General features: G+C 38.6%; 16 protein-coding genes, 1 other RNA gene and 1 pseudogene. 14 read left to right on the top strand and 4 right to left on the bottom strand.

The window, feature by feature from the left end; genetic code table 11:
- Positions 1 to 61 precede the first annotated feature (61 nt).
- Both HXT27_RS02765 and HXT27_RS02770 read right to left on the bottom strand, forming a co-directional pair.
- Positions 62 to 1,492, bottom strand: a complete 1,431-nt coding sequence (locus HXT27_RS02765; RefSeq protein ID WP_103042783.1) for an ATP-binding protein — start codon at positions 1,490 to 1,492, stop codon at positions 62 to 64.
- A 370-nt stretch (positions 1,493 to 1,862) separates the two neighbouring features.
- Positions 1,863 to 3,389 carry an aminotransferase class I/II-fold pyridoxal phosphate-dependent enzyme gene (locus tag HXT27_RS02770; protein ID WP_103042784.1) on the bottom strand — a complete coding sequence of 509 codons (1,527 nt, stop codon included), beginning with the start codon at positions 3,387 to 3,389 and terminating at the stop codon, positions 1,863 to 1,865.
- Positions 3,390 to 3,947: 558 nt separating this feature from the next.
- On the opposite strand from HXT27_RS02770, the gene HXT27_RS02775 reads away from it, so the two are divergent.
- Entirely contained in the window at positions 3,948 to 4,214 is a 267-nt protein-coding gene (locus HXT27_RS02775) for a hypothetical protein (RefSeq protein WP_082266194.1), read from the top strand.
- 36 nt (positions 4,215 to 4,250) lie between these two features.
- Here HXT27_RS02775 and HXT27_RS02780 read toward each other — a convergent pair whose 3' ends face one another.
- Positions 4,251 to 5,072 carry a nitroreductase family protein gene (locus HXT27_RS02780; RefSeq protein WP_103042785.1) on the bottom strand — a complete coding sequence of 274 codons (822 nt, stop codon included), beginning with the start codon at positions 5,070 to 5,072 and terminating at the stop codon, positions 4,251 to 4,253.
- Positions 5,073 to 5,586: 514 nt separating this feature from the next.
- On the opposite strand from HXT27_RS02780, the gene HXT27_RS02785 reads away from it, so the two are divergent.
- From HXT27_RS02785 to HXT27_RS02815, 7 genes and pseudogenes are all read left to right on the top strand, one after another.
- On the top strand, positions 5,587 to 6,276 hold the full coding sequence (locus HXT27_RS02785) for a histidine phosphatase family protein (RefSeq protein ID WP_075522999.1): 690 nt from the start codon (positions 5,587 to 5,589) through the stop codon (positions 6,274 to 6,276).
- A 250-nt stretch (positions 6,277 to 6,526) separates the two neighbouring features.
- The gene (locus HXT27_RS02790; RefSeq protein ID WP_075522980.1) at positions 6,527 to 7,864 is read left to right on the top strand and encodes an ABC transporter substrate-binding protein; all 1,338 of its coding nucleotides are present in this window, start codon (positions 6,527 to 6,529) and stop codon (positions 7,862 to 7,864) included.
- Between the two features lie 318 nt (positions 7,865 to 8,182).
- On the top strand, positions 8,183 to 10,069 hold the full coding sequence (gene dnaK, locus HXT27_RS02795; protein WP_103042786.1) for a molecular chaperone DnaK: 1,887 nt from the start codon (positions 8,183 to 8,185) through the stop codon (positions 10,067 to 10,069).
- A complete protein-coding gene (gene grpE, locus HXT27_RS02800; protein WP_103042787.1) occupies positions 10,069 to 10,839 on the top strand; it encodes a nucleotide exchange factor GrpE in 771 nt (256 codons plus the stop codon). The genes dnaK and grpE overlap by 1 nt, the downstream gene beginning before the upstream one ends.
- 116 nt (positions 10,840 to 10,955) lie before the next feature.
- Positions 10,956 to 11,996, top strand: a complete 1,041-nt coding sequence (locus HXT27_RS02805; protein WP_103042788.1) for a DnaJ C-terminal domain-containing protein — start codon at positions 10,956 to 10,958, stop codon at positions 11,994 to 11,996.
- A gap of 128 nt (positions 11,997 to 12,124) precedes the next feature.
- Positions 12,125 to 12,703 (top strand): annotated as a pseudogene (locus tag HXT27_RS02810) (heat shock protein transcriptional repressor HspR); the annotation flags it as partial.
- Positions 12,680 to 13,423 carry an HAD family hydrolase gene (locus HXT27_RS02815; protein ID WP_255408285.1) on the top strand — a complete coding sequence of 248 codons (744 nt, stop codon included), beginning with the start codon at positions 12,680 to 12,682 and terminating at the stop codon, positions 13,421 to 13,423. The pseudogene HXT27_RS02810 and the gene HXT27_RS02815, both read left to right, overlap by 24 nt.
- A 44-nt stretch (positions 13,424 to 13,467) precedes the next feature.
- Here HXT27_RS02815 and HXT27_RS02820 read toward each other — a convergent pair whose 3' ends face one another.
- Entirely contained in the window at positions 13,468 to 15,825 is a 2,358-nt protein-coding gene (locus tag HXT27_RS02820; protein WP_369803116.1) for a transglycosylase domain-containing protein, read from the bottom strand.
- A gap of 199 nt (positions 15,826 to 16,024) precedes the next feature.
- Here HXT27_RS02820 and HXT27_RS02825 point away from each other — a divergent pair, with 199 nt between their 5' ends.
- The 6 genes from HXT27_RS02825 to HXT27_RS02850 all read left to right on the top strand — a co-directional run bounded on the left by HXT27_RS02825 (position 16,025) and on the right by HXT27_RS02850 (position 24,012).
- Positions 16,025 to 17,167, top strand: a complete 1,143-nt coding sequence (locus tag HXT27_RS02825) for an inositol-3-phosphate synthase (RefSeq protein ID WP_075522976.1) — start codon at positions 16,025 to 16,027, stop codon at positions 17,165 to 17,167.
- Positions 17,168 to 17,211: 44 nt separating this feature from the next.
- An RNA gene (ffs, locus tag HXT27_RS02830) (signal recognition particle sRNA small type) lies at positions 17,212 to 17,308 on the top strand.
- A gap of 42 nt (positions 17,309 to 17,350) precedes the next feature.
- Positions 17,351 to 18,697, top strand: a complete 1,347-nt coding sequence (locus HXT27_RS02835; RefSeq protein ID WP_103042789.1) for a phosphatase PAP2 family protein — start codon at positions 17,351 to 17,353, stop codon at positions 18,695 to 18,697.
- 357 nt (positions 18,698 to 19,054) lie between these two features.
- A complete protein-coding gene (gene topA, locus HXT27_RS02840; RefSeq protein WP_103042790.1) occupies positions 19,055 to 22,063 on the top strand; it encodes a type I DNA topoisomerase in 3,009 nt (1,002 codons plus the stop codon).
- A gap of 66 nt (positions 22,064 to 22,129) precedes the next feature.
- Positions 22,130 to 22,861, top strand: coding sequence for a dTMP kinase (gene tmk / locus HXT27_RS02845; protein ID WP_422113196.1), 732 nt, complete (start codon positions 22,130 to 22,132; stop codon positions 22,859 to 22,861).
- A gap of 2 nt (positions 22,862 to 22,863) precedes the next feature.
- Positions 22,864 to 24,012: a DNA polymerase III subunit delta' gene (locus HXT27_RS02850; RefSeq protein WP_422113197.1), complete on the top strand. Its 1,149-nt coding sequence runs from the start codon at positions 22,864 to 22,866 to the stop codon at positions 24,010 to 24,012.
- The last annotated feature ends 55 nt before the right edge of the window (positions 24,013 to 24,067 follow it).

The raw sequence follows: 24,067 nt of genomic DNA on the forward strand, positions 1-24,067 counted from the left end.
ACTACTCCGAACTACTCCGAAATACCTTTAACTACTCTTAACTGTTTTCTTTGTGCTTAATCTAATCTTTTATGCGCGCATAGTATTGCTTAGGGTCACGTTTTGAGTTACCATGCCATACAAGAGCTTGTTTGCTAGCAAGACCCTGTAATATTTTTCTGGTAGTAGTGTCGCTCATATTAATAAGATTTGCAGCTGTTTTTACGGTAATTCGATCATTGCTATATGAATATGCGAGAATTTTTCGCTCATTCTCATTGAACTCGCCATTATTTAGTTTTTCCTCTAACTCATTTATATGATCGTCCATGCGCATTTGACGTGAAGCATAGTTATTTTCTAACGTCAGCAATAAGGAATAAGGATTTGGCTGGCTGTATTGAGGATCATTGAGATAAAATTCCGCCATTTCCTCATAAATTCTATTAATTCCTTCATTAAGTTCTCGAACCCAGCCGAAGTTAACTAATGCGCGAGCAATACGAGGATTCCTAGCGTATCGCGTATGTCGCATATTCTCTAATGTAACAATATCTGGCAAGGAACCAGGACTGAATATCTCGAATCGATCGTCAAACATGCTGACGCGAATATAATCGCCTCTTAATGAATAATCGCGATGTGCTACGGCGTTAACAATTCCTTCAAACCAGGCAAATTCTGGATATTCTGGTACGACTTTGAATCTTCCATCGTTTCCAAGATATTCAAATTCGCGCAATTGCGTTCGTATAGCTGTTTGTGATTGTCGAATAATTGTTGGAATCGGTCCGTCAAAGGTTTGATCTTTAACAATATTCATTCGTGCGCCAGTCTCACGGTGGGTTCCTTCATATCGCAGGAATCTCAGACGAGCTTGTGGGAAATAATAGCTTGGATTTTTGCCAAACATTAAAATTGATGCGGCAGTTAGTTGACCTTGATGCATAAATCCGCGAGCTTCTAATACTTGCTGATTAGGTAAATGTTCGCAATTAAGTTGTTTTTTATATTCATTCAACAATTGTTCATCAAGATCTGCCAGGTTAGCGTCTGGAATTAGATTATCTTCGAATAATCTTTCGCCTTTAGCATACTCTAATTGCTTAATTTGAGAGTAATTTTGTTTGACGCTTTTATCTCCAATTCTTAAATAAACTTCTTCACTTCGATTTTTAATAAGTCTATTTTTTGAGCAATCAATATGAATGATAAATAATGCATTTTTGCCATCTTCGGATTCGTATTCTAACTTGCTGTAATCGATTGAAGGCTGACCAATGATATCTTGTTGGATTGCTAGTTCGTATTCGTCTAAAGAATGAGCCTCCGTATAATTTGTGCCAGATAATTTGCCATTATCATCGATGCCGATAGCCAATGTGCCTCCGTCTGCGTTGGCAAAGGCAATGACGTGTTTTAGTATATCTTTAGGCTTTATGCGAGCACTTTTGCGATCAAAATACTGACCTTCTTTCAGTTCTTTAATCTCTTCGATCTTGTACTCTTCCATTGTTCCGCCTTAAATATCGAAGTATTGCTGAGTGATTTTATACAACTAATTCTTGTGATTACTATACCAAAAGAAGGATATAGAGAGTATTATTCTTTCAAGGATTTGACTGGAATGCCATGCTCAAATTAAGGGTATTTATAGTGCGCTATTAAGTACAGTATTTTACTACTCTTAACTACTCCGAACTACTCCGAAGTGTTCTTAGCCTTACTCTCGTATAGCTTTGTTGGGTTTTCTTTGTGTTTATTGCGGTGTTTTACTCCGAACTACTCCGAAATACTCTTAACTACTCCGAAATGTACGTATTTTCATGGTTTGTTATTTTGTTGTGATTTACGGCGCTGCAGTTTGCAAGCAAGATGCAGTACTACTGTCGATAGTAGGAGAGGAAGTTGGAGAGTTTGCTCATTGCGTCACGAAGCGTTTGCAAGCGTGGCAAGTAGACTACGCGGAAGTAGCCTGGAGTTTGCCAATTAAAGCCTTTTCCGTGTACAATCAGCAACTTCTGATCGCGCAGCAAATCAAGCGCAAACTGTTCGTCATCGTGAATGTTGTATCGAGCAGGATCGAGCTTTACAAACATGTAGAAAGCGGCATCTGGTCGCTCAACGCTTACGCCATCCATCTCCTGAAGTGCATTATAGCAATACTCGCGCTGCTCATACACGCGTCCGCCCGGCTCCAGATACTTTTCAACGCTCTGGTATCCGCCCAAAGCAGTCTGAATAATCGATTGCGCAGGAACATTCGAGCATAATCGCATATTAGACAGCATGTTAAGTCCCATAATGTAGTCGCGAGCCTTGGATTTATCTCCAGAAAGACTCATCCAGCCGATGCGGAAGCCAGCAATCATATGCGACTTAGAAAGTCCGCTAAAAGTTACGCAGAACACGTCTGGAGCAAGAGAAGCAATCGAAATATGCTTCTTGCCATCCATAACAAGACGGTCGTAAATCTCGTCCGCAAAAATAATCAAATTAAACTCGCGCGCAATCTTAACAATCTCTTCCAAAACTTCGCGACTATACAACACGCCAGTAGGATTATTTGGGTTAATAATCACGATTGCTTTAGTGCGAGGCGTGATTTTAGAGCGAATGTCTGCAATATCTGGGTACCAATGCGACTTTTCGTCACACATGTAGTGCACAGGAGTGCCGCCAGCCAAGCTCGCGCACGCAGTCCACAGAGGATAGTCCGGGCTTGGAATAAGAATCTCATCGCCGCAATCAAGCAGCGCTTGCATAGAAAGGTTGATTAGCTCGGAAACGCCGTTGCCAGTGTAAATATCTTCCATTTGTACGCCGGCAATGCCCTTAAGCTGATCGTATTGCATAATTGCTTTGCGCGCAGAGAAAAGTCCGCGACTATCCGAGTAGCCTTCGCAGTCAATAAGCTGCTGTTGCATGTCGTAAATCACTTCGTCTGGAGCGCGGAAACCAAAAGGCGCAGGATTTCCAATGTTAAGCTTTAAAATATGAGTTCCGTTTGCTTCCATGCGGTTTGCTTCTTCAACAACAGGTCCGCGAACATCGTAAAGCACATGCTCAAGTTTGGTGGATTTGTTGAAGTTTCTATGTTTGAGCGTTTGTGAAAGTTCAGCTTCAGTAAGCTGTGGATGATTTAATTGTGATTCTTCTGCAGACTGGCAGTTTTGCCCGATTTTTGCACAAGAATGCCCACCTTTTATTTCATCGCTGCTGATTCCAAGAATTTCAGCTAGTATGTTACGTACGTCTTTGCGAGGCTCAGTTTTTCCGCTTAAATACTGGCTCAACTGGCTTTTGCCAAGCTTATGACCGTTTTTTGCTGCAAGCTCGATTACGTCAATCTGCTTATAGCCGTGTGATTTCATAGCTTTTTTAAGCTCATCAGCAAAATTCTGTGCCATAATACGTCTTTCTTTATTTTCTATATGATTTTTTTTTAGAATCACATAATTTGCAAATCTGATAATTGAACAAGTTGAACAATTGAATCAAAATTGAACAAATTGAACAAATTTGCACGCTATAAGTTGAACTTTTGCTCAATGTTACTCGGAATAGTCTGTTTTGTATAGCATTTTTAGAAGAAAATTATCAAAATTGAATTATTCTTGAATTATTCTTGAATTTTATTTGAACAAATGAATTTAAATAGCGATTGCTTGAACTTTTACACATTTTGGTTTTCGGTGTCTGGTGAGTGATGAGTGAGTGATGAGTGGGTGGGCTACCGGCGTGTGAGTGATTGAGTGAGTTGTGATTGAGTGAGTGGTGTCTGGTGAGTGGTGGGTGAGTGGGTGAGTGGGTGAGTGTGAGTGGTGAAGAAGCGTTGACTGGTAACAGGCGTGTGTGTCTGGTGGGCTACAGGCGCGTGATTTGTGCTATTGCGTGCGAGTGCCTGGCGTGCGATTTGTGGTTGCCTTGTATGTGGTTTTAGTTTGAGTGTTAAGAAGTTTGCTACCATGAAAGCTATGTATTTCTTTACTCCGCGCAGATGTGAATCTACTCAAAAAATAATGTATACAAATAAAGGGCAGGCTCTTATTGCAGCGGATAAAAGTCTCAGAGAGCGTGGTGCGCAACTGTGGGTTTATAAATGTGAATATTGCAGTTGCTGGCATTTAACTCATTCAAATCCTGCAATACGTAAATATTATGATATGCGCTCGCGTATTGAAACAACTAAGCAAAAGTCTAGAAAACGAGGTTATAAGCCGCGTAGAAAGTAACTTTGCTTAGAAAAATCACAAGATTAACGCGAAAAATCAGATTTTGAACGTAGAACCTTGTTTATTTAATTGTGTTTCGCAACTGTGGTTTTTAGCTCCTGAATCTGTTGCGAGTTTCACAATTTGCGCGCTAAAAGCGTCAACCGGTCGGCTGGCATTTCTCAAATCGTAATATTTGTGAACTCTAGCATCAAAATCAACTAGTTTTTCAATCAAATTGTTATTGTCGCTTGGGTACTCATTCTCAAAGAATTGCATGCTAGGATCCATTCGAGGTTTCAAATCTGGAGCCTGATCTGGCTTACCGATTGCAAGTCCTAGAACGGGATATGTGTATTTTGGTAATTTCAAAAGTTCAATTAACTCAGAAATATTATTTAAAATTGAACCTAGAATTACGCATCCAAGTCCTAATGATTCTGCTGCTGTTTCCATTGCGTGAAGTGCCAATATTGCGTCATTTTGAGATTGGCAGAAGCGATACCCAGTTTTAAGAGTGAATTCGCTGCTTTCTGTATCGATGCCGTTTTTGCGTGCTATAACAGCATTTCTGTGTTGGTCGATCACGAACACGTATAAAAGTGGAGTGGTTGCAATATATGCTTGGTTTCCAATTTCTGAAAGCTTTTGCTTTATTTCAGGATTAGTGATTTTAATAGCAGACCAATCGTTTAGAAATTGGCTACAAGCTGCTCTTTGCGCTACTAGTTCAAGAGTGTTGACAATTTCTTCACTGATTGGCTCATTTTTGAAAGCGCGTATGGATCTGCGGTTAAGAAGAGTGTTGATTGTGCTGTTATATGCTAATTTGTGTTCTTCGTTGTTAGTGTTTGAGTGTGTAGATTCTTGATTTTGCATTTTACTTCTTATCGTTTATTAGTGGTGTTGTATAAAACGTGTTCTATAAAACGTGTTCTATAAGTTTTCAGTTGACAGTTTTATTTTCTTTTTATTTATTCTCTTTTTTATTCTCTTTTACTATTTTATTTATTCTATTTATTTTATTTTTCTTCTCTTTTATTTTTTAGTTTTAGTTTGGTACAGTTTGCGTTTGTTTTTATTTGATTGTGCTTATTTATTTTTACTCTTTCATTCTTACAATATATTCTTCAAGAATGCAATTGGATGATGTGAAATCACTGAAAAATAAAAGTTTTACAAATTTTATTCATAAAAATTAAAAAAAATCGATGTAAAAATTACAATCAGCTGTACCATAGAAGGGTATAAGATGCGTTTTCTGCGATGAAGCGGTTTCGCTCTTGGAAGTGTTGCTAATCGTAAAGTAGCCAAAATCTACAATTGCGATTTATATTTAACGCGTAAAGGAGTTGCAATGGCTGAAGCTTACCAATCCTATATAGTTTCAAACATGCCGTCGCAAAGTTCGTGCGAGCATACAGGAAGACTCGTGTTGTTACGTCATGGGCAGACTGTGTGGAGTGAGTCTGGTCAGCATACTGGTCGAACGAATATACCTCTTACAGATAAAGGCTGTGAGCAGGCAAAAGATGCAGGAATGCGTATTTTACATGCTTTCCCTGATGGGTTTGATGAAGATTGTGTTTATGCTAGTCCTCTTCGTAGAGCTATTCAAACAGCTCAATTAGCAGGTTTTAAAAATTGTCAGCCTTTACCTGCTGCTATGGAATGGGATTATGGCGGAGCTGAAGGTCGTACTCGTAAAGATGTAGCTAATCTTAGTGGAAGTGAAGCTTGGGACGTTTGGTCCGATGGCCCAACAGTTTTGCCTTCAAGTATGTTATTTGACGGTGAAGAAACTTTGCCAAGCGGAGAAAGTGTTCATATTGTAAGAACTTCAGGAGAGAGTCTGGAATGTGTTTATGAAAGAACTGGTGAAATAATAGACACAGTATTGCCTAAATTGAATGCTGGCAATGATGTTCTGCTTGTTGCTCATGCGCATATTTTGCGTATATTGACGATGAAATGGCTTGGTATTGCTCCGACTATGGCAAGAATGTTGCGTCTTGATACAGCGCATTATTGTGTTTTAGGTGTTTATAAGGGAGATAGGGTTATAGTCCGATGGAATTGTTAGCGTGCTAATAGCATGTTAATATTAGGTTTTCACTCTGCTTTTTATTTTATGCTTAAGTTTTGATTCTGATTTTGCATTCGTGCTTTTGCTCTAGTATTGTTTGCAAAGTCGAGTTATTAAGTGAATAATGAATTGTAAGAAAGTGCTTTAAAAACTAGATAAGTTTCTAGATAAGTTTCTAGATAAGTTTCTAGATAAGTTTCTAGATAAAATTGACGATACGTAAGCTGACTTTATAGGAGAGGGTTCGATGATGAATCGTAAGATTAAATCAATGATTGCGCTAATAGCATGTGTTGTAATTACGTGCTGTGCAATGTCTGCATGCGGTTCGTCTAGCTCTAATAACAGTAAGGGTAGAGTATATTTTTTAAACTTTAAACCTGAAGTTGCAGATCAATGGAAAGAAGTTGCTGAGGAATACACTAAAGAAACTGGTGTTGAAGTTAAAGTTGAAACTCCTGCTTCTGGCACGTATGAGCAGTTTTTGAAAGGTGAAATTAGCAAAGGTAATGACGCACCTACGTTATTCCAAGTTAATGGTCCTGTTGGTTATGCTAATTGGCAAGAATATGCGTCTGATTTGAAAGATACTGAAATTTATAATCAACTTATTAGTAAAAGTGTTGCTTTAAGTGATGGAAATAAAATCGTAGCAATACCTTATGTTATGGAAACATATGGGTTGATTTATAATAAAGATTTACTTTCTAAATATATTTCTTTGCCGGATGCGAAGATAAAATCCGTTAAAGATATAAATTGCTTTGATAAACTTAAGGAAGTTGCAGACGATATTCAAGCGCGTAAAAGCGATCTAGGTATAGATGGTGCTTTTACGTCTTCTGGTTTCGATTCAAGTTCTGATTGGCGTTTTAAGACGCATCTAGCTAATTTGCCGCTTTATTATGAGTTTAAGGAAGATAGAATAATTAGGCAGCCTAAAAAGATAAAAGGCAGTTATTTAGATGGTTTTAAGAAGATTTTTGATTTATATCTTAAGGATTCAACTGTTTCTCCTTCTGAGCTTGAGTATAAAACTGGTGAAGATGCAATTGGAGAATTTGCTAAGCGTAAAGCTGTTTTTTATCAGAATGGAACTTGGGCTTGGAGTGAACTTTCAAAAGTTGGTATGAAGGATACTGAACTTGGAATGTTGCCGATTTATATTGGAGCTCCGAATGAGAAAAATCAGGGTTTGGCTACCGGTTCTGAAAATTATTGGTGTATAAATAATAAAACTAGCGATAATAATAAGAAAGCTACAAAAGATTTTCTGAAGTGGCTTGTTCTTTCAGATTATGGCAAAGATGCGTTATCTAAGAAGATGGGATTTAATACTCCTTTTAGAAGTCTTCTTAACGTTAAGTCAGATAATCCTTTGTCTGAAGCTGCTATGGAAGATGCTCGATTAGGTAAAGTTTCTGTCAGTTGGAATTTCACTATGATGCCTTCTGATAATTGGAAAAATAATTTAGGTTCTGCTTTGCTTGAGTACGCTAAAGGCAGTGCTAAGTGGGATAAAGTCAAAGATGCGTTCGTTCAAGGTTGGGCTAAAGAATATTCACAGTCGCATGCTGCTGATTAGTGATTGAGCGTTTTATATAATCAGTTTTGGCTTTGTGTCTGCTCAGTTTTAATTCTGTTGTTACTCAGTTTCAGCTTTTTATTTAGCTTTTTGGTTGCTAAGTTTCAGCTTTTATTTAGCTCTTTATTTAGCTCTTATTTAGCTGTTATTTAGCTAGTTTTATAAAACTTGAGTCTTGGCATATAAAGTTTTTATGATTTTTTGTAATAAAATTTGACTTTTATAACTTGAGTGTAGTAGACTCAAGTTTTGGAAAATGAATCAGGTAGTTGTTAATACGCTACCAAGTTAGGATTTGAAGATAATAAAGGAGAAAAAATGGGACGCGCAGTAGGTATTGATTTAGGTACAACTAATTCTTGCATTGCAACACTTGAAGGTGGAAGTCCAACTGTTATTGTGAACGCTGAAGGCGCACGCACTACGCCATCTGTTGTGGCATTTAGCAAGTCAGGTGAAATCTTGGTTGGTGAAGTTGCTAAGCGTCAGGCTGTAACAAACGTTGACCGTACGATTAGCTCTGTAAAACGTCATATGGGCACTGATTGGTCTGTGGAGATTGATGGAAAGAAGTGGACTCCACAGGAGATTTCTGCTCAGGTTTTGATGAAGTTAAAGCGAGATGCTGAAGCTTATTTAGGTGAGCCAGTCACTGATGCTGTTATTACTTGCCCGGCATACTTCAATGATGCTCAGCGTCAGGCAACTAAAGATGCTGGTAAGATTGCAGGCTTGAACGTACTTCGTATTATTAACGAACCAACTGCTGCTGCTTTGGCTTATGGTCTTGAAAAAGGCAAGGAAGACGAGCGTATTTTGGTCTTCGATTTAGGCGGCGGTACTTTTGATGTTTCTTTGCTTGAAATAGGCAAGGATGAAGATGGATTCTCAACTATTCAGGTGCAGGCAACTAACGGTGACAACCACTTGGGTGGCGATGATTGGGATCAGAAGATTATTGATTGGCTTGTTGGCGAAGTTAAAAACAAGTACGGTGTTGATTTAAGCAAGGATAAGATTGCTTTGCAGCGCTTGAAGGAAGCTGCTGAGCAAGCGAAGAAGGAGCTTAGCTCTTCTACTTCTACTTCAATCTCAATGCAATACTTGGCAATGACTCCTGACGGAACTCCAGTGCATTTGGATGAAACTTTGACTCGTGCTCATTTTGAGGAAATGACATCTGATTTGCTTGGACGTTGCCGTACACCATTTAACAATGTTCTTTCTGATGCAGGTATTTCTGTGAGCCAGATTGATCACGTTGTTCTTGTTGGTGGTTCTACTCGTATGCCAGCTGTTAAGGATCTCGTTAAGGAGCTTACTGGTGGTAAGGAAGCAAATCAGTCTGTGAACCCAGATGAAGTTGTTGCTGTTGGTGCAGCTGTACAGTCTGGTGTTATTAAGGGTGATCGTAAAGACGTTCTGCTTATTGATGTAACTCCGCTTTCCTTGGGTATTGAAACCAAGGGTGGAATTATGACTAAGCTGATTGAGCGCAATACTGCTATTCCAACTAAGCGCTCTGAAGTCTTCTCTACAGCTGAAGATAATCAGCCATCTGTATTAATTCAGGTTTATCAGGGTGAACGTGAGTTTGCTCGCGACAATAAGCCGCTTGGTACTTTTGAGTTGACTGGTATTGCTCCAGCTCCTCGTGGCGTTCCACAGATTGAAGTCACTTTTGACATTGATGCTAACGGCATTGTGCACGTTTCCGCTAAGGATAAGGGCACTGGTAAGGAACAGTCTATGACTATTACTGGTGGTTCTGGTCTTCCAAAGGACGAAATCGATCGCATGGTGAAGGAAGCTGAAGCTCACGAAGCTGAAGATAAGAAGCGCAAGGAAGAAGCTGAAGTTCGCAATCAAGCAGAAGCTTTTGCTTACCAGACTGAAAAGCTTGTGAATGATAATAAAGACAAGCTTTCTGACGAAATCTCCAAGGAAGTTACCGAAAAAGTTAATGCTTTGAAGGAAGCTTTGAAGGGCGATGACGTTGAGAAGATTAAGTCTGCTCAGAGCGAGTTGATGACTTCTGCTCAAAAGATTGGTCAGCAACTTTACGCTCAGCAAGGTGCTCAAGGCGCTCAGAGTACAGACTCTGGTGCTCAAGGCGCTCAAAGTGCAGAATCTAATTCTAAAGATGATGACGTAGTTGACGCCGAAGTGGTGGATGACGACAAGGACGATAAGGACAACAAGTAATGTCCGAGTTCAACAGCAACGATTATCTAAACGGCATCGATGATGTTGAATCATTGAAAAACAGTGATTCAGACTCTGATGCTTTTGCGAAAGATAATTCACATAAATCTAATAAATCAGAAGAATCTTCATCTTTTGATTCTTTAGAGAAGGATTCTTTAGATAAGGATTCTGAGTCTAGAGAAGATAAAAAAGAAGATAAAGCAGAAGGTAATAAAGAAGATAATAGCAATTCGGATTCGCATAATTCGAATTCTTCTGAAAATTCAGATGAAAAGTCTTCTGAAAGCCAGTGTGAAAAGTCTTCTGAAGGTTCTGAAGAGAGTACTTTAACACCTCTAGGTAAAGCCAAGAAAGAGGCTGCGGAGTATTTAGAAGCTTTGCAACGAGAGCGTGCTGAGTTCATCAATTTCCGCAATCGTGCTTCTAAAGAGCAGGATCGATTCCGTCAACATGGGATTATAGATGTTCTTAGTGCTCTTCTTCCAGCTTTAGACGATATTGATAGGATTCGCGAGCATAGTGATATGGACGATTCCTTCAAAGCTGTTGCTGCGAAGTTAGATAAAGCATTCGAGAAGTTCGGTGTGGAGAAATTTGGTGAAAAGGGTGAAGATTTCGATCCTACTAAGCATGATGCTATTTTGCATCGTCCAGATCCAAATGCCACAAAAGAAACAGTTGATGCTGTAGTTGAAGCAGGTTACAGAATTGGAGATCGTGTTATTCGTGCTGCTCGAGTTGTAGTTGCATCGCCAAATAATGCGTGATTGCTTAGTTTAATTGCATACTTACTCGTGTTGGTTTGAGTTTATATCAAGTCAACACGAGTAGGTCATATTATGGGAAAATATGTCACATGTGCTGAAAATGAAAGGAGGCACAGATGGCTGAAAATGAATGGTTGACAAAAGATTTTTATAAAGTGCTTGGTGTCTCCAAAGATGCCGATGATTCAACGATTACTAAAGCTTATCGTAAATTAGCTCGCAAGTATCATCCTGATTTGAATAAAACAAAAGAAGCTGAAGAAAAATTTAAGGATGTTTCAGAAGCTTATGATGTTTTGAAAGATAAACAGACTCGTCAGCGCTATGATGCTATTCGTCAATTTGGAGCTGGTGGAGCTAGATTTGAAGGAGGATCTGGCGGAGCAGGTTTTGATTCTGCAGGGTTTTCAGACATATTCTCTTCAATGTTTGGAGCAACAGACATGCCTGGTGGCGGAGCGAATACTCGAGTTCGTTTCTCTACAAATGGTGGTCCTGATTTAGGTAATTTATTCTCTATGTTTGGTTCAGCTGGTTCTCAATCTTCTGGATTCCAAGGAGATAGTGGATTCGCAAATCAATATAGTCAATATTCTCAGCCTGAATCTGCTCCTACTCCTAAAAATGGAGATGATATTACAACCTCAATTACGCTTACATTTAAGCAAGCATTCAAAGGCGCAACAGTATCTTTGCGTTCTGCTGGTAAGACTTTTAAGACGCGTATTCCGGCAGGTGTTCGAGATGGTCAAAAGATTAGATTAGCTGGTAAAGGTAAGTCTGGTCAGTTTGGCGGATCTTCTGGAGATATGTATCTTAATGTTCATGTAATACCTTCTGAACGTTTTAGTTTGCGTGAAAATGATCTGCTAACTAAATTGCCTTTAACAGTGAGTGAAGCTGTGCATGGCGCAAAAGTTACTTTACAAAATATAGATGGAGAGTTAGTAAAATTTACTGTTCCAGCTGGATCTTCAAGTGGAGATGAAGTATGTGTGCAAAATGCTGGAGTTCCTGGTAAGAATGGTAAATTTGTAGGAATAGTGGAAATTCATGTTCCTAAACGCTCTACAATGTCTATAAAACATGCTGCTAAAGAGTTTGATAAAGCTTGTGGTGATTCATATTCACAAGCTGTAGATAATTTAAGGCAGTAAGTAGCGGTGCTGTGAATTTAGCTGGTCAATTTTATTGATTTCAGTTGATTGTTATTGTTTATTGCATGCTGTTATTGGAATACCGTTTAGTTTAAAATCCGCAACACACTCAAGAAAGGCGAATTATAATGCGAGTTAGTCGAGACACTAAAGTCTTATATGAGATGTGCGCTGTTGCATTAGTTCGTGGCAGAGCAACGCTTGATGGTGCGGATGAAGTTGGATTCAACATAGATATGCCTATTTTTATGGTGAGCTATGTTGCTAGTATTACGAAAACTCATCCTCAAACGTTGAGACAATATGATCGATTGAATTTAATCGTTCCTCAGCGTACAGAGGGTGGAGCTAGACGGTATTCTTTGCGAGATATCAATCGCCTTATTCAAACGCAGCGTTTAAGCCAAAATGATGGTATTAATTTAGCTGGTGTTATACAGATTCTTTCTTTGCAAGAAGAAAATCGCCAACTTAAAAGGCAATTAAGGCATATTGAGCAAAGAGCTGAATCGTCTGAACGTAATATTTTTGCTGCGAATGCTCAGGGTGATATCGTTGAAGTGTTGCGTTCTAGAAACGCTCGTAATTGGAGATACGACATTCATTGTGAGCGCCGTGCTTTACCTTCATCTAAGTCTTTCTCAAATAGTGATTCTGATTCTTCAAATAGTGAAGATAAATCAATTGTGTTGTGGAGATCCTGGAGAGCGTCATCTGAGCGGCGATTACTTAAAGCCGTTTTTTGGGATATGGATGGCACGCTTATTGACTCTGAGCCATATTGGCATGAAGCAGAAATTTGTCTTGCTAAAAATCACGGAGGTCAATGGAGCGAAGAGCTTGCGTGGCAATATTCAGGAGGCTCTCTAGAGGCTGTTGCGAAAGCGATGATTGAGCTTGGAACGCAATTGTCGGTAGAAGAAATTGGCAATGGAATGGTCGATTATGTTGCTAAATGTGAAGAAAAGAATGTTCCGTGGGTTCCAGGTGTTATGGATGTACTAGGTGATTTAGCTAAAGCTGGTATTCCTTCGATACTTGTAAGTAATTCTCCTCGTAGATTAGTGGAAAATATAGTTAAACATGCGCCGAGCGGTGCTTTTGTGGGATATATTTGCGGAGATGATGGTTACGCGACTAAGCCTAGCCCAGAACCGTATATTGCAGCTGGAAAATTAGTTGGAATTAACGCTGATGGCATGCTTTCTGAAGAAGAAGTAAGTCGTGAAATGGCTTGTTGTATTGCTATTGAAGATTCTTTTGCAGGCCTTGCTTCTGCATCGTCTTCTGGTGCAACTACTTTAGCTCAAACTGCTTTTTCTAATCTTGATGTTAGTAATGGTCCTCAATTTGCTGAGTTACACGGATATGAAAATATAAATTGGCATACTTTTGAGGATATTGTTGCTAAAGCTTTGGGTGAATAGCGCTGTTTCGCTAGAGTTTAGTAGTGTCTTACTGAGTATTGAGATTAGTTGTTGTCTTTAGTATCTTTAGAATCCTTAGAATCCTTGGTATCTTTAGAATCCTTAGTGCCGCTATCGCCTTTATTATCTCTATCGCCTTTATTATCTCTAGCGCCTTTATTATCTTTAGAATCGCTATTATCTTTACTGTTTTTAGAATCGCTGCTGTTTGTATTGTCATCTGCAGATTCTGTAATTTGGCTACCTAATCCCCAAGTTCCATCTGGTCCACCAATCTTCCCATTATCTTTTGCGTCTGGAAAATCTTCTACTGGAACATCTTTCAGAGCGTTTCTCATATAAAGAGTAAATAAGTGGACTGGCAATGAACTTCCGCTTAATCCAAATCCTCCACGGAAAGTCGGAATAACTTGAGGGTTACCATTGCAATCCGGGTACCATAAAGCAAATACAGTTACTACATTTGGTGCAAAACCTATAAAACTTACAGCAGTTTGATCATTTGCTGTTCCAGATTTTCCAGCCATTGGTCTTCCAAGTTTTTTAACTTCAGTAGCTGTGCCATGATCTACTGTACCTAACATTGCTTTTGATGCTAGTGCAGCGTTATTAGGTGAAAAAACTTGTTTTAATGTTATTGGAGTTGTATAAACATCTCGATTTTCTGAATTTTTAACTCTTGAAACAATATGTAAATCAGGTCTATTACCTTTATTTGCAAAAGTAGAATATGCTTGCGCAATTTCACTTACGTGAACATTATCATTGCCGAGAACAGTAAAAGGATTTTCTCCTGTAACTCTTTTAGGGCTTAATCCTGCTGCAACTGCAGTTTGAGCAATTACGCGTCTTCCAAGTTTTTGCTGTAAAGCCATGTAAGGAGTGTTCACAGATTTAGCTGTAGCTTGATACATATCTATGTTTCCATAGCTAATATTTGAAAAGTTTTTAACGGGATCTTTGATTCCATCGAATTTTATAGGCGAATCACCATTAAATAAAGTATTTAGATTCATTCCAGCTTGTATTGCGCCCATAAGAGCGAAAGGTTTCATAGTGGATCCGGGTTCATATAGTGCTTGCGTGACGTTATTCAAAGGTTTTTTAACATAATCATCGCCTGCGTATATTGAAATTATCGAACCATTTTTCGGGTTAATTGATATAGAGCCAACTTGAATACCTTGTGGCAAGATTTTTCTCATGGTTTGAGAAGGGCTTGCAACTTTAAACATAAGATTTTGTTTGTTCTTATCTATAGTAGTTATAATTCGATATCCGCCTGTATCTAAATCTTCTTTGCTGAAAGCTTTACTTTTAGTAAGTTCTTCTCGAACCATATGCAAAATGTATCCGTTAGGTCCAGAGTAAATATTTTGAGATTTTTGATTTAACGTTTTAGGGAATTTTGTTTTTTCTCGTTCTTTAGAAGTTATGTAACCGTCTTTCTCCATAATTTTTAGAACTCGATTAAATCGCGATCGTGCTTCTTCGTTTCCGACTGCAGGATCCCAACTACTTGGAGCTGGTATTATGCCTGCTAAAAGCGCGGATTGTGCTAGTGTTAAATCTTTCGCGTCTACTCCGAAATATGCTTTTGATGCAGCTTGAATACCGTATGCTCCTCTTCCAAGGTAAATAGTGTTCATATAGTTGCATAAAACTGTGCTTTTATCTTGAGTTTGTGAAATTTTCAAAGCTAAAATTGCTTCGTGTAATTTGCCTATGTAAGTTTTTGTTTCGCCTAAATAGTAGCGTTCGGCGTATTGTTGTGTAATTGTTGAGCCTCCCCAGCGTTTGCGTTTAGTAACGTTATGTATTAAAGCTCGTCCAATCCCTTTAAAATCAATGCCGTTATCTCTATAAAATGATCGATTTTCTGATGCTACTATGGCGTTACCAACGTATTTTGGTAGTATTGAGCAATTGATTATCTCTCGATTTTGCTCAGCAAAAGACCCTATTTCAGTTTTTCCATCTGAATAAAAAACTTTCGTTTTATCTGCCATTGCGATTTTATATGGTTGTGGAATTTCTGTTGTGTAATACAAATATGCAAAAAGTAATAATCCTATTGCTATAAACAGAGTAAATAAGATAATCATCCATAATATTATTGGATGTTTTTTGTGCTGTTTACGGTTCTGATTGCGATTTTTAGCTCCAGTATTTGTATTGGATCTAGATTTTGTTGCAAATCTAGTGTTTGCTCTTTTGCTTGTTGTTTTGTTTGTGCGCGTGTTTGTATTTTTGCTTGTATTTTTGCTTGATTTTGATTTTGCGTCCTTTTTTGCTAAATCTTTATTGCTATGTTCGTGTAATTTGGAAGATTCTTTGCTATTTCTTATATTACGTACACTTGAGTTACTTTTTGAGTCTTGCTCATTGTTACGCATAGTCATGAAATCAAAGTTAATGCTAGGTATTGAATTTATAAGTTTTATGTAATTTTTTGTGCTAATTTGTGCTATTTTAAGTTAAATTTATAAATTATATGGAAAATATCAAAAGAAACTAACTATATAACTCAGTGGATAGTATTATGAATATGTTAGTGCTACATAGAGCATAGTCATTGATTTTTGCAGGCAAGGAGTTTATATGAGTATCCGCGTTGCCATTGCCGGCGTGGGCAATTGCGCTTCATCGTTGGTTCAAGGTGTGGAATACTATCGAAATGCCGATGATGGAGATAAAATTCCAGGATTGATGCATGCTGTTTTTGGTTCGTATCGTGTAAGAGATATTGAGTTTGTTACAGCATTTGATGTTGACGCATTAAAAGTTGGTCGTGATTTAAGTGAAGCAATTGGAGCTTCCAAAAATAATACGATTCGTTTTGCTCAAGTTCCAAATCTTGGAGTGGAAGTTTTAAGAGGCCCTACATATGATGGTTTAGGCGATTATTATCGTCAAATGATTGATGAATCAGAAGCTGATCCAGTAGATGTGGCTCAAGTTTTACGAGATAAGCATGTTGATGTATTAGTTTCGTATTTGCCTGTTGGATCTGAGCAGGCAGATAAGGCTTACGCAACTGCTGCTATGGAAGCAGGATGTGCTTTTGTGAATTGTTTGCCAGTGTTTATTGCTTCTGATCCTGTTTGGGCACAAAAATTCCGTGATGCTGGCGTTCCTATTATTGGCGATGATATTAAAAGTCAGGTTGGAGCGACTATTACTCATCGTGTAATGGCAAGATTGTTTGAGGATCGAGGTGTGAGGTTAGATCGCACTTATCAATTGAATGTTGGCGGAAACATGGACTTTATGAACATGCTTCAGCGATCTAGATTGGAATCTAAGAAGATTTCTAAAACGCGTGCTGTGACTTCAATTGTTCCTCATGAAATGGATGATCATAACGTTCATATTGGTCCTTCTGATTACGTTGCTTGGCTTGACGATCGCAAATTTGCTTTTGTTCGTTTAGAAGGAACTACTTTTGGTGATGTTCCATTGAATTTGGAATATAAGCTTGAAGTTTGGGATTCGCCTAATTCTGCAGGCATTGTGATTGACGCTGTTCGTGCTGCTAAGATTGCGTTAGATCGTAAGCTTTCTGGTCCTATTCTCGCTCCAAGCTCATATTTCATGAAATCTCCAGCTGTACAACATGAAGATAGTGAGGCTCGTGAATTAGTTGAGCTTTATATTAAAGGCGAAGTTGAAGAAAATGAATCTCAGCTTGATTCTGATTTAGAATCTGCAAAAGAGCATGGTAAAAGCGTGTGGCGCGCCTAAAAATTGTAATTTACTCGACAAGTAATGAAAATAGTGTAATATAGATAAAGCCTCCGTGTGGCATTAAGTCACCCAATCCCCCCAGGGCAGGAATGCAGCAAGGGTAAGTGGCCTCTGATGGGTGCGCGGGGGTATTTCTTTTGTAAAACTCTTTTGGCGTGACGCTGTCGTAAAGTCTAAAGTATGAGTGAGGAATTAAAGAATTCATCTAGAGGATTGCAAGGTTTGGAAGATATTGAGCCGTTGCCAGAGCTTCCTAATGAACACGCTACTGATTATTCAAAAGATAGCGTAGAGATTACAGATGAATCTGTAGACTTTGACGATAATAGTGCTCAAGTAAAAGCGCTTAAAAATAATGAATCAACAACTAGTGCATTTAATAGCGATGGAACTTCGAGCGCACAATTTTCTGAAAATGAATATAATTCTTTAAGTCTTAAATCTTCTTCTAAATCTTCTACTCAAGATTCTAACAATTCTAAAAATTTAGTTTTAGAGTCTGCAGATTTAGATTCAAGTTCTTTTAATAATTCAGATTTTTCTCCAATAGACCCACTTCTTTCTAGTCCTCGCATATCTACACGCGTGTGGTGTGTTGTATGCGGAGTGCTTATGCTTATTGTTGCTTTCACTTTGTGGTTTCTTGCTGTTAGAACTCCGTTAGGTCAAAGTTATGAAGAAATAGTTATAGACGGTTTTGGAACTAGAGCATTGCCAATATGGCTAGAATTATTGCTTAAGCCTTTGCGAAAATCCATAGTAATAATTTCAATAAGCGTTCTAATTATGGCATGCGCTCTTGTAATCGCTTTTATTCGTAAACGTTGGTTGCTCATTGGTCAGTGTGTGGCAATAGTGTTGTTATCTCTTGCATTTGAGCCGCTTAAAAAAGTATTGCCTCGCCAAATGCTTGTGAATATAGAAAGCTTGGCAAGAAATTCAGCTCCTTCGGGTCATACTCTGTTAGTCGCATCTGCTTGTGCTATATTGGCGTGTTGCGTTACGAGAAAACTTCGCGCATGGGTTGCATTAGTTTCAGCGATATTTACTTGTTTAGTTTCTTATTCTCTTATGGCTGGAAGGTGGCATAGGCCTACAGATGTTATTATGTCACTGTTGATTGTTGGAGCTATTTCATCGTTCATTTTGTCTTTATCTAGAAAATCTGGTATGGATATTCCTGAATCACGTAAATCTTCAGTAAGCATACAAATTATTGGCACTTCTATGATTACATTTGGTGCGTTTGCTTGTGTTTATTCTATGTATCTCGTCTGGCAAATTTTGCCTGGAGTAGAACTATCTGCACGCTGGGCTGAAAAAGTGTCGTATTTATCAGTCTATTGCGCAACTGCTGGCATATCGTTACTAGTGTTTGGTGTAATAATGGTTTTGCGTCAATCTAGCGCATCTCCTTTAAGTAAGTTAGGTTTAGTCGGCGCTCCTCCGACTCCGCCGTCTGCATTATCTAAAGATAAATTAGAAGAGCAATCTGCAAAAGATAAGCTTTCACAAATATTGGCGTGAAGCTTATATTTCTTCTACAGTTAGCCACTAGGTGATATCGTTATAGCGTTTTGAATATAAGTTATGATTTTCATGCGTTTATTACTTTTGAAGGTGTATGAATGTAGGAAAAGCTAAAAATCTAGGATATTACATAAAAATTATGTAAAAGTCGCGTGCATAGTTGTATAAATAGAGGTATAAGTAGCAATTATATGTGAGCAAATATTTTACGTGAGTGTGATTGATTAGCAACTTTTGAATAACAGTGTTGTGAAAGTAGCGTTGTAATTGATAACACTTAAAGTGTTGTGAGATTTGCTTGCGTAATGATTAAATAAGCGTAATGTAAGATTCGATGTGAAGAAAGGGACGAATATGGCAAAAGAACAGAAGCTTGTCATTGTGGAGTCTCCAACCAAAGCTCGGAAAATTGGCGGTTTTCTGGGTGATGGATATACTGTTATGGCATCGGTTGGTCATATTCGTGATTTGGCGCAGCCGAGCCAGGTTCCTTCGGCTAGTAAAGCTGATTTCGGAAAATTTGGTGTTGACGTAAATCATGGTTTTGCTCCATATTATGTTGTTGGAGCAGATAAAAAGAAAACAGTTGCTGATTTGAAGCGCGCACTATCTAATGCAAATGAACTTTTCTTAGCAACTGATGAGGATCGTGAAGGCGAGGCTATCGCTTGGCATTTGGTTGAAGCGTTAAAGCCAAAAGTGCCAGTAAAGCGTATGGTTTTCCATGAGATTACTAAGGATGCTATTCGTGCATCTCTTACTAATACTCGTGATGTTGACGATCACATGGTTGATGCTCAAGAAACACGCCGTGTGCTAGATCGTTTGTACGGTTATGAGCTTTCTCCTGTTTTGTGGCGAAAAGTTGGACCTGGTCTTTCTGCAGGACGAGTTCAGTCTGTTGCTACTAGATTGATTGTTGAACGAGAGCGCGAACGTATGGCTTTCAAGAAAGCTACGTATTGGGATATTTCTGCCGTTCTTTCTTGTTCTAATTGTGCTGATTTTGATAGTGGCGATCAAGAAAATCTTAATTGTGAAGCTCATTTGACTGAATTTAATAATCATCGTGTTGCATCATCTAGAGATTTTAACGATAGAGGTGAGTTAGTCCCTTCACGTAATTCTTCTGATTCAGTCGATTCTTCTGACTCTAGTAATTCAGTCGATTCAGTCGATTCTTCTAATAATCTATCGCTGAATTCAAATGATTCTAAAACTCTGTCAGAAGTGATTCTTATTGATGAATCTCATGCAAAAGCTATTGCGAAAGCTTTGGAACAGTCTGATTTTGTTGTAGAAAATATGGACACAAAGCCTTATCGTAGACGTCCTATGCCTCCGTTTACTACTTCTACTTTGCAACAAACAGCTGGAAATAGGCTTTCTATGAGTTCTCGTCAAACTATGCGTGTTGCTCAAGCTTTGTATGAAAACGGTTATATTACTTATATGCGTACAGATTCTGTAACTCTTTCGCAAGAAGCTATTGCTGCAGCTAGAAATGCCGCGCGTGAACATTATGGCGATGAATACGTTTCTGACGCTCCAAAGCAATATACAACTAAGACTGCAGGTGCTCAGGAAGCTCATGAATGTATTCGTCCTGCAGGAGCGCGTTTCCGTTCTCCAGAAGAGTTGTCTTCCTCTTTGCCTGCAGATCAATTGAAGCTTTATACATTGATTTGGCAGCGTACTATAGCTTCCCAAATGGCGGATGCTACTGGTTTTACTGCTACAGTTACTTTGAAAGCAGCTGCTTCAGATTTGGGAGAAGCTACTTTCCAGGCATCGGGTACTGTTGTGACTTTTGCTGGTTTTATGAAAGTTTTTGGTAATCAGAATGTTTCTTCTGCAGATTCTTCTGCACTCTCTTCTGCTTTGCCACCGATGAATGCTGGAGATGTGCTTTCTCCTGTGCAAGTAGAAGCAAAATCGCATGAAACACAACCTCCTGCTCGTTATACTGAAGCGTCTTTGGTTAAGACGTTGGAAGCTAAAGAAATCGGTCGTCCTTCTACTTATGCGACTATTATTTCTACGATTATTGATCGTGGATACGTTTATGAACGTGGGCGCGCTCTTATACCTTCTTGGCTTGCTTTCGCTGTAATTAAGTTGTTGGAAGCGAATTTCCCTAAATATGTGGATTATGCTTTCACTGCAGATATGGAAAATGGCTTAGATCGAATTGCTCACGGTGAAGAGTCTGGACGTGACTGGCTTACAAGATTCTATTTTGGGTCTGGTGCTGAATCTGCACAATCTTCTCTTCAAGCGCATGTTGGTTTACAGCAGCAAGTTGCTGAACTTGGTGAAATTGATGCTCGCGAAATAAATACGATTGATATAGGCGATGGATTAAGCGTTCGAGTTGGTAGATATGGCCCGTATTTGGAAGATTCAAAGCATTTAGATTCTGAAGGTAATCCTCGTCATGCGTCATTGCCTGAAACTTTAGCGCCAGATGAATTAAGTGTTGAAGTTGCTCGTGATTTACTTGAAAATAATTCTGCTGGTGCGCGCGTTTTAGGTGTAGATCCTGAAACTGGTGGAACTGTTGAAGTGAGGAATGGTCGTTTTGGACCTTATATTGCTTTAGTTCAGAGCGAAGATTCTGACGGATCTAATTCTGAAGATTCTTCTAAGTCTGAAGTGCGTCCAAAAATGGCATCTTTATTCAAAAATATGCATCCTGAAACTGTGACTTTGCAAGAAGCTTTGCAATTATTGAATTTGCCGCGATTAGTTGGAAACATGCAAGAAAGCGATGAAAACGGTAAATCACAGGAAGTGCGTATTGAAGCAAATAATGGTAGATATGGTCCATATCTAACTAAGACTTATGTTTCTAATGGTGATTCTGAAGTTTCTAAGCCGGATACTCGTTCGCTTAGTAGTGAAGAAGCTATTTTCACTGTGACTTTAGAAGAAGCTAAAGAGATTTTTGCGCAACCGAAGTATGGTAAGCGCACTCGTGGTGCTGCTAAGCCTCCACTTCGTGAGCTTGGCAATGATCCTGAAACTGGCAAGCCAGTAGTTATTAAAGATGGATTCTATGGTGCTTATATTACTGATGGTGAAACAAATCGTACTTTGCCAAAACAATATACTCCAGATTCGATTGACCCAAGCGAAGCGTTTGATTTATTAGCTAAGAAGCGTGCTGCTGGTCCTGTAAAACGTAAGAAGCGTGCGTCTTCAAAATCAGCGTCAGCAAAATCGGCATCAGCAAAATCGGCATCTAAGACTTCTGCTAAGAAAACTACAGCTAAGAAGTCGCCTGCTAAGACTTCTGCTAAGAAGACTACAGCTAAGAAAGCAGCATCTAAATCTTCTGTAAAATCTACTGTGAAAAAGTAACTTCTACTAAAATAATTATTATTTAAGTAGTCGATTGCGTTAAACATGAGCTAAGTAGGGAAGCGTATGACATCTAAAAGCAGTGATTTTTCAAGCGGGTGCTCTTGCGATGTGAATTGTGCGTGCGATGTGAATTGTGCGTGTAATGCGAATGAAGAAAGCTCTAAAGGCTTATTTATATCATTTGAAGGCATTGATGGTGTTGGCAAATCTACTCAAGTTGTATTATTGCGTAATTATCTACAATCTATCGGTTTTGAAGTTGTAGTTACTCGTGAGCCTGGTGGAACTTCTTTAGGTAAAGAATTGCGCGAAATATTATTGCATGGAAGTAATATATCTGCTCGTTGTGAAGCGTTACTTTTTGCTGCAGATCGTGCTCAACATGTTTCTCAAGTCATTGTTCCAGCTTTGAAGCGTGGAGCTATTGTAATCACAGATCGTTATATTGATTCCTCGCTTGCGTATCAATCTGGCGGACGTGAATTAACTATGAAAGATATACGTGATTTAAGCAAATGGGCCACTTCATCTTTGTTGCCGGATCGTACATATTTGCTAGATATGGATGCTGAAGATGCCTTCGAAAGATTACATGGCAAAACAGATCGCATGGAATCTGCTGGTCTTGATTTCGCTCGCCGTACTCGTGGAGCTTTTATTGATTTAGCAAATGAAGATAGTACACGCTATTTTGTACTTGATGCAAAGCTTTCTGCAGAATGCTTGAGCACGATAATTTCTAAAGATATTGACGCTTTAATAAAAGCAAAATCGTTGAAAAATCAAGGATTTTAAATATGAGCGTTTGGGATTGCGTAATCGGTCAGCCACATGTTGTTGACATGTTAAAAAAAGTCGTATCGTCAGATAAGAATTCCATATCTCAATGTTGGCTTATTTGTGGTCCTTCTGGAAGTGGACGAGATAAAGTTGCTAGAGCTTTTGCTGCAGCTTTAGAAAGTGAAGATTTAGGAGAAGGAAACACATTATCAAAAGTGTCTTGCGAAGTTTTAGCTGACTTGCATCCAGATGTGAATGTAGTCACATGCGATAAAGTAACAATCACTATTGATGAAGTTCGAGATATTGTTGCGCTATCTTCTCAAATGCCAAGTGTTTCTCCATGGCGAATCATAATTGTTGAAGATATTAGCAGAATGTTAGATCGCACAACGAATGTGCTCTTGAAAGAGATTGAAGAGCCTAGTAAGAATACTATGTGGATTGTTTGTGCTTCTAGCGAGCATGATGTTTTGCCAACTATACGTTCCCGTATGCAAGTTGTGAATCTTTCTATGCCAGATGAAGAATCTGTTTCTCGTTATGTAATAGAGCAAACGAATGTAGATCCTAATATTGCTAAGCTTGCTGCACGAATTTCACAAGGCAATATTGACGAAGCATTGTTATATGCGTCAAATGAGAGCGTTAGAACTAGTAGAGATGAGTTAATTGCTGGAATTCTTCGTATGAGTAGTGCTTGTGATGCGATAGTTTTAGCTGGAAATATTATTGATGACGCTAAATCTCAAGCTGAAGATGAAGTTCAAAAAGAAGTTGAAAATCAGCAAAAAGAGTTTAGACGCATTAACGGTCTTTCTGATGAAGATCGCATACCTACGAAACTTCGTAGCGCGTACGCAGCTTTAAGTAAAAAAGATGAAATCAAGCGTAAAGTTACTCGTAAAACTCGTGATTCAATAAACAGGTCTTTGGATGCGATTGATACTTTGTATAGAGATGTATTAGTGATTCTTAATAATGCTCAAAGCACAGCTCAGCTTATAAATCAGCAATATAAATATAATATTGAGAATTTAGCTAAACGATTTTCTCTTAAAGATGTGCTTTTTAGGATTGATGCAATCGCTGATGCGCGTAGGCGTTTAGCTTGCAATGGGAATACTGTGCTTGATTGTGAAGCTCTACTTTGCTCGCTTATTTAACGATTAAGCAGTTGTACTAGATAATTGTTAATAAACATTGAGTTAAGTTTTCGCA

It is taken from the genome of Gardnerella bivia (assembly GCF_049262715.1).
In the GTDB taxonomy this organism is placed as follows: Bacteria; Actinomycetota; Actinomycetes; order Actinomycetales; family Bifidobacteriaceae; genus Bifidobacterium; species Bifidobacterium vaginale_A.

Excerpts from the sequence above, each read along its gene's own strand:
- HXT27_RS02765 (WP_103042783.1), bottom strand. The coding sequence starts at position 1,492 with ATGGAAGAGTACAAGATCGAAGAGATTAAAGAACTGAAAGAAGGTCAG.
- HXT27_RS02770 (WP_103042784.1), bottom strand. The coding sequence starts at position 3,389 with ATGGCACAGAATTTTGCTGATGAGCTTAAAAAAGCTATGAAATCACAC.
- HXT27_RS02775 (WP_082266194.1), top strand. The coding sequence starts at position 3,948 with ATGAAAGCTATGTATTTCTTTACTCCGCGCAGATGTGAATCTACTCAA.
- HXT27_RS02780 (WP_103042785.1), bottom strand. The coding sequence starts at position 5,072 with ATGCAAAATCAAGAATCTACACACTCAAACACTAACAACGAAGAACAC.
- HXT27_RS02785 (WP_075522999.1), top strand. The coding sequence starts at position 5,587 with ATGCCGTCGCAAAGTTCGTGCGAGCATACAGGAAGACTCGTGTTGTTA.
- HXT27_RS02790 (WP_075522980.1), top strand. The coding sequence starts at position 6,527 with ATGATGAATCGTAAGATTAAATCAATGATTGCGCTAATAGCATGTGTT.
- dnaK (WP_103042786.1), top strand. The coding sequence starts at position 8,183 with ATGGGACGCGCAGTAGGTATTGATTTAGGTACAACTAATTCTTGCATT.
- grpE (WP_103042787.1), top strand. The coding sequence starts at position 10,069 with ATGTCCGAGTTCAACAGCAACGATTATCTAAACGGCATCGATGATGTT.
- HXT27_RS02805 (WP_103042788.1), top strand. The coding sequence starts at position 10,956 with ATGGCTGAAAATGAATGGTTGACAAAAGATTTTTATAAAGTGCTTGGT.
- HXT27_RS02820 (WP_369803116.1), bottom strand. The coding sequence starts at position 15,825 with ATGACTATGCGTAACAATGAGCAAGACTCAAAAAGTAACTCAAGTGTA.
- HXT27_RS02825 (WP_075522976.1), top strand. The coding sequence starts at position 16,025 with ATGAGTATCCGCGTTGCCATTGCCGGCGTGGGCAATTGCGCTTCATCG.
- HXT27_RS02835 (WP_103042789.1), top strand. The coding sequence starts at position 17,351 with ATGAGTGAGGAATTAAAGAATTCATCTAGAGGATTGCAAGGTTTGGAA.
- topA (WP_103042790.1), top strand. The coding sequence starts at position 19,055 with ATGGCAAAAGAACAGAAGCTTGTCATTGTGGAGTCTCCAACCAAAGCT.
- tmk (WP_422113196.1), top strand. The coding sequence starts at position 22,130 with ATGACATCTAAAAGCAGTGATTTTTCAAGCGGGTGCTCTTGCGATGTG.
- HXT27_RS02850 (WP_422113197.1), top strand. The coding sequence starts at position 22,864 with ATGAGCGTTTGGGATTGCGTAATCGGTCAGCCACATGTTGTTGACATG.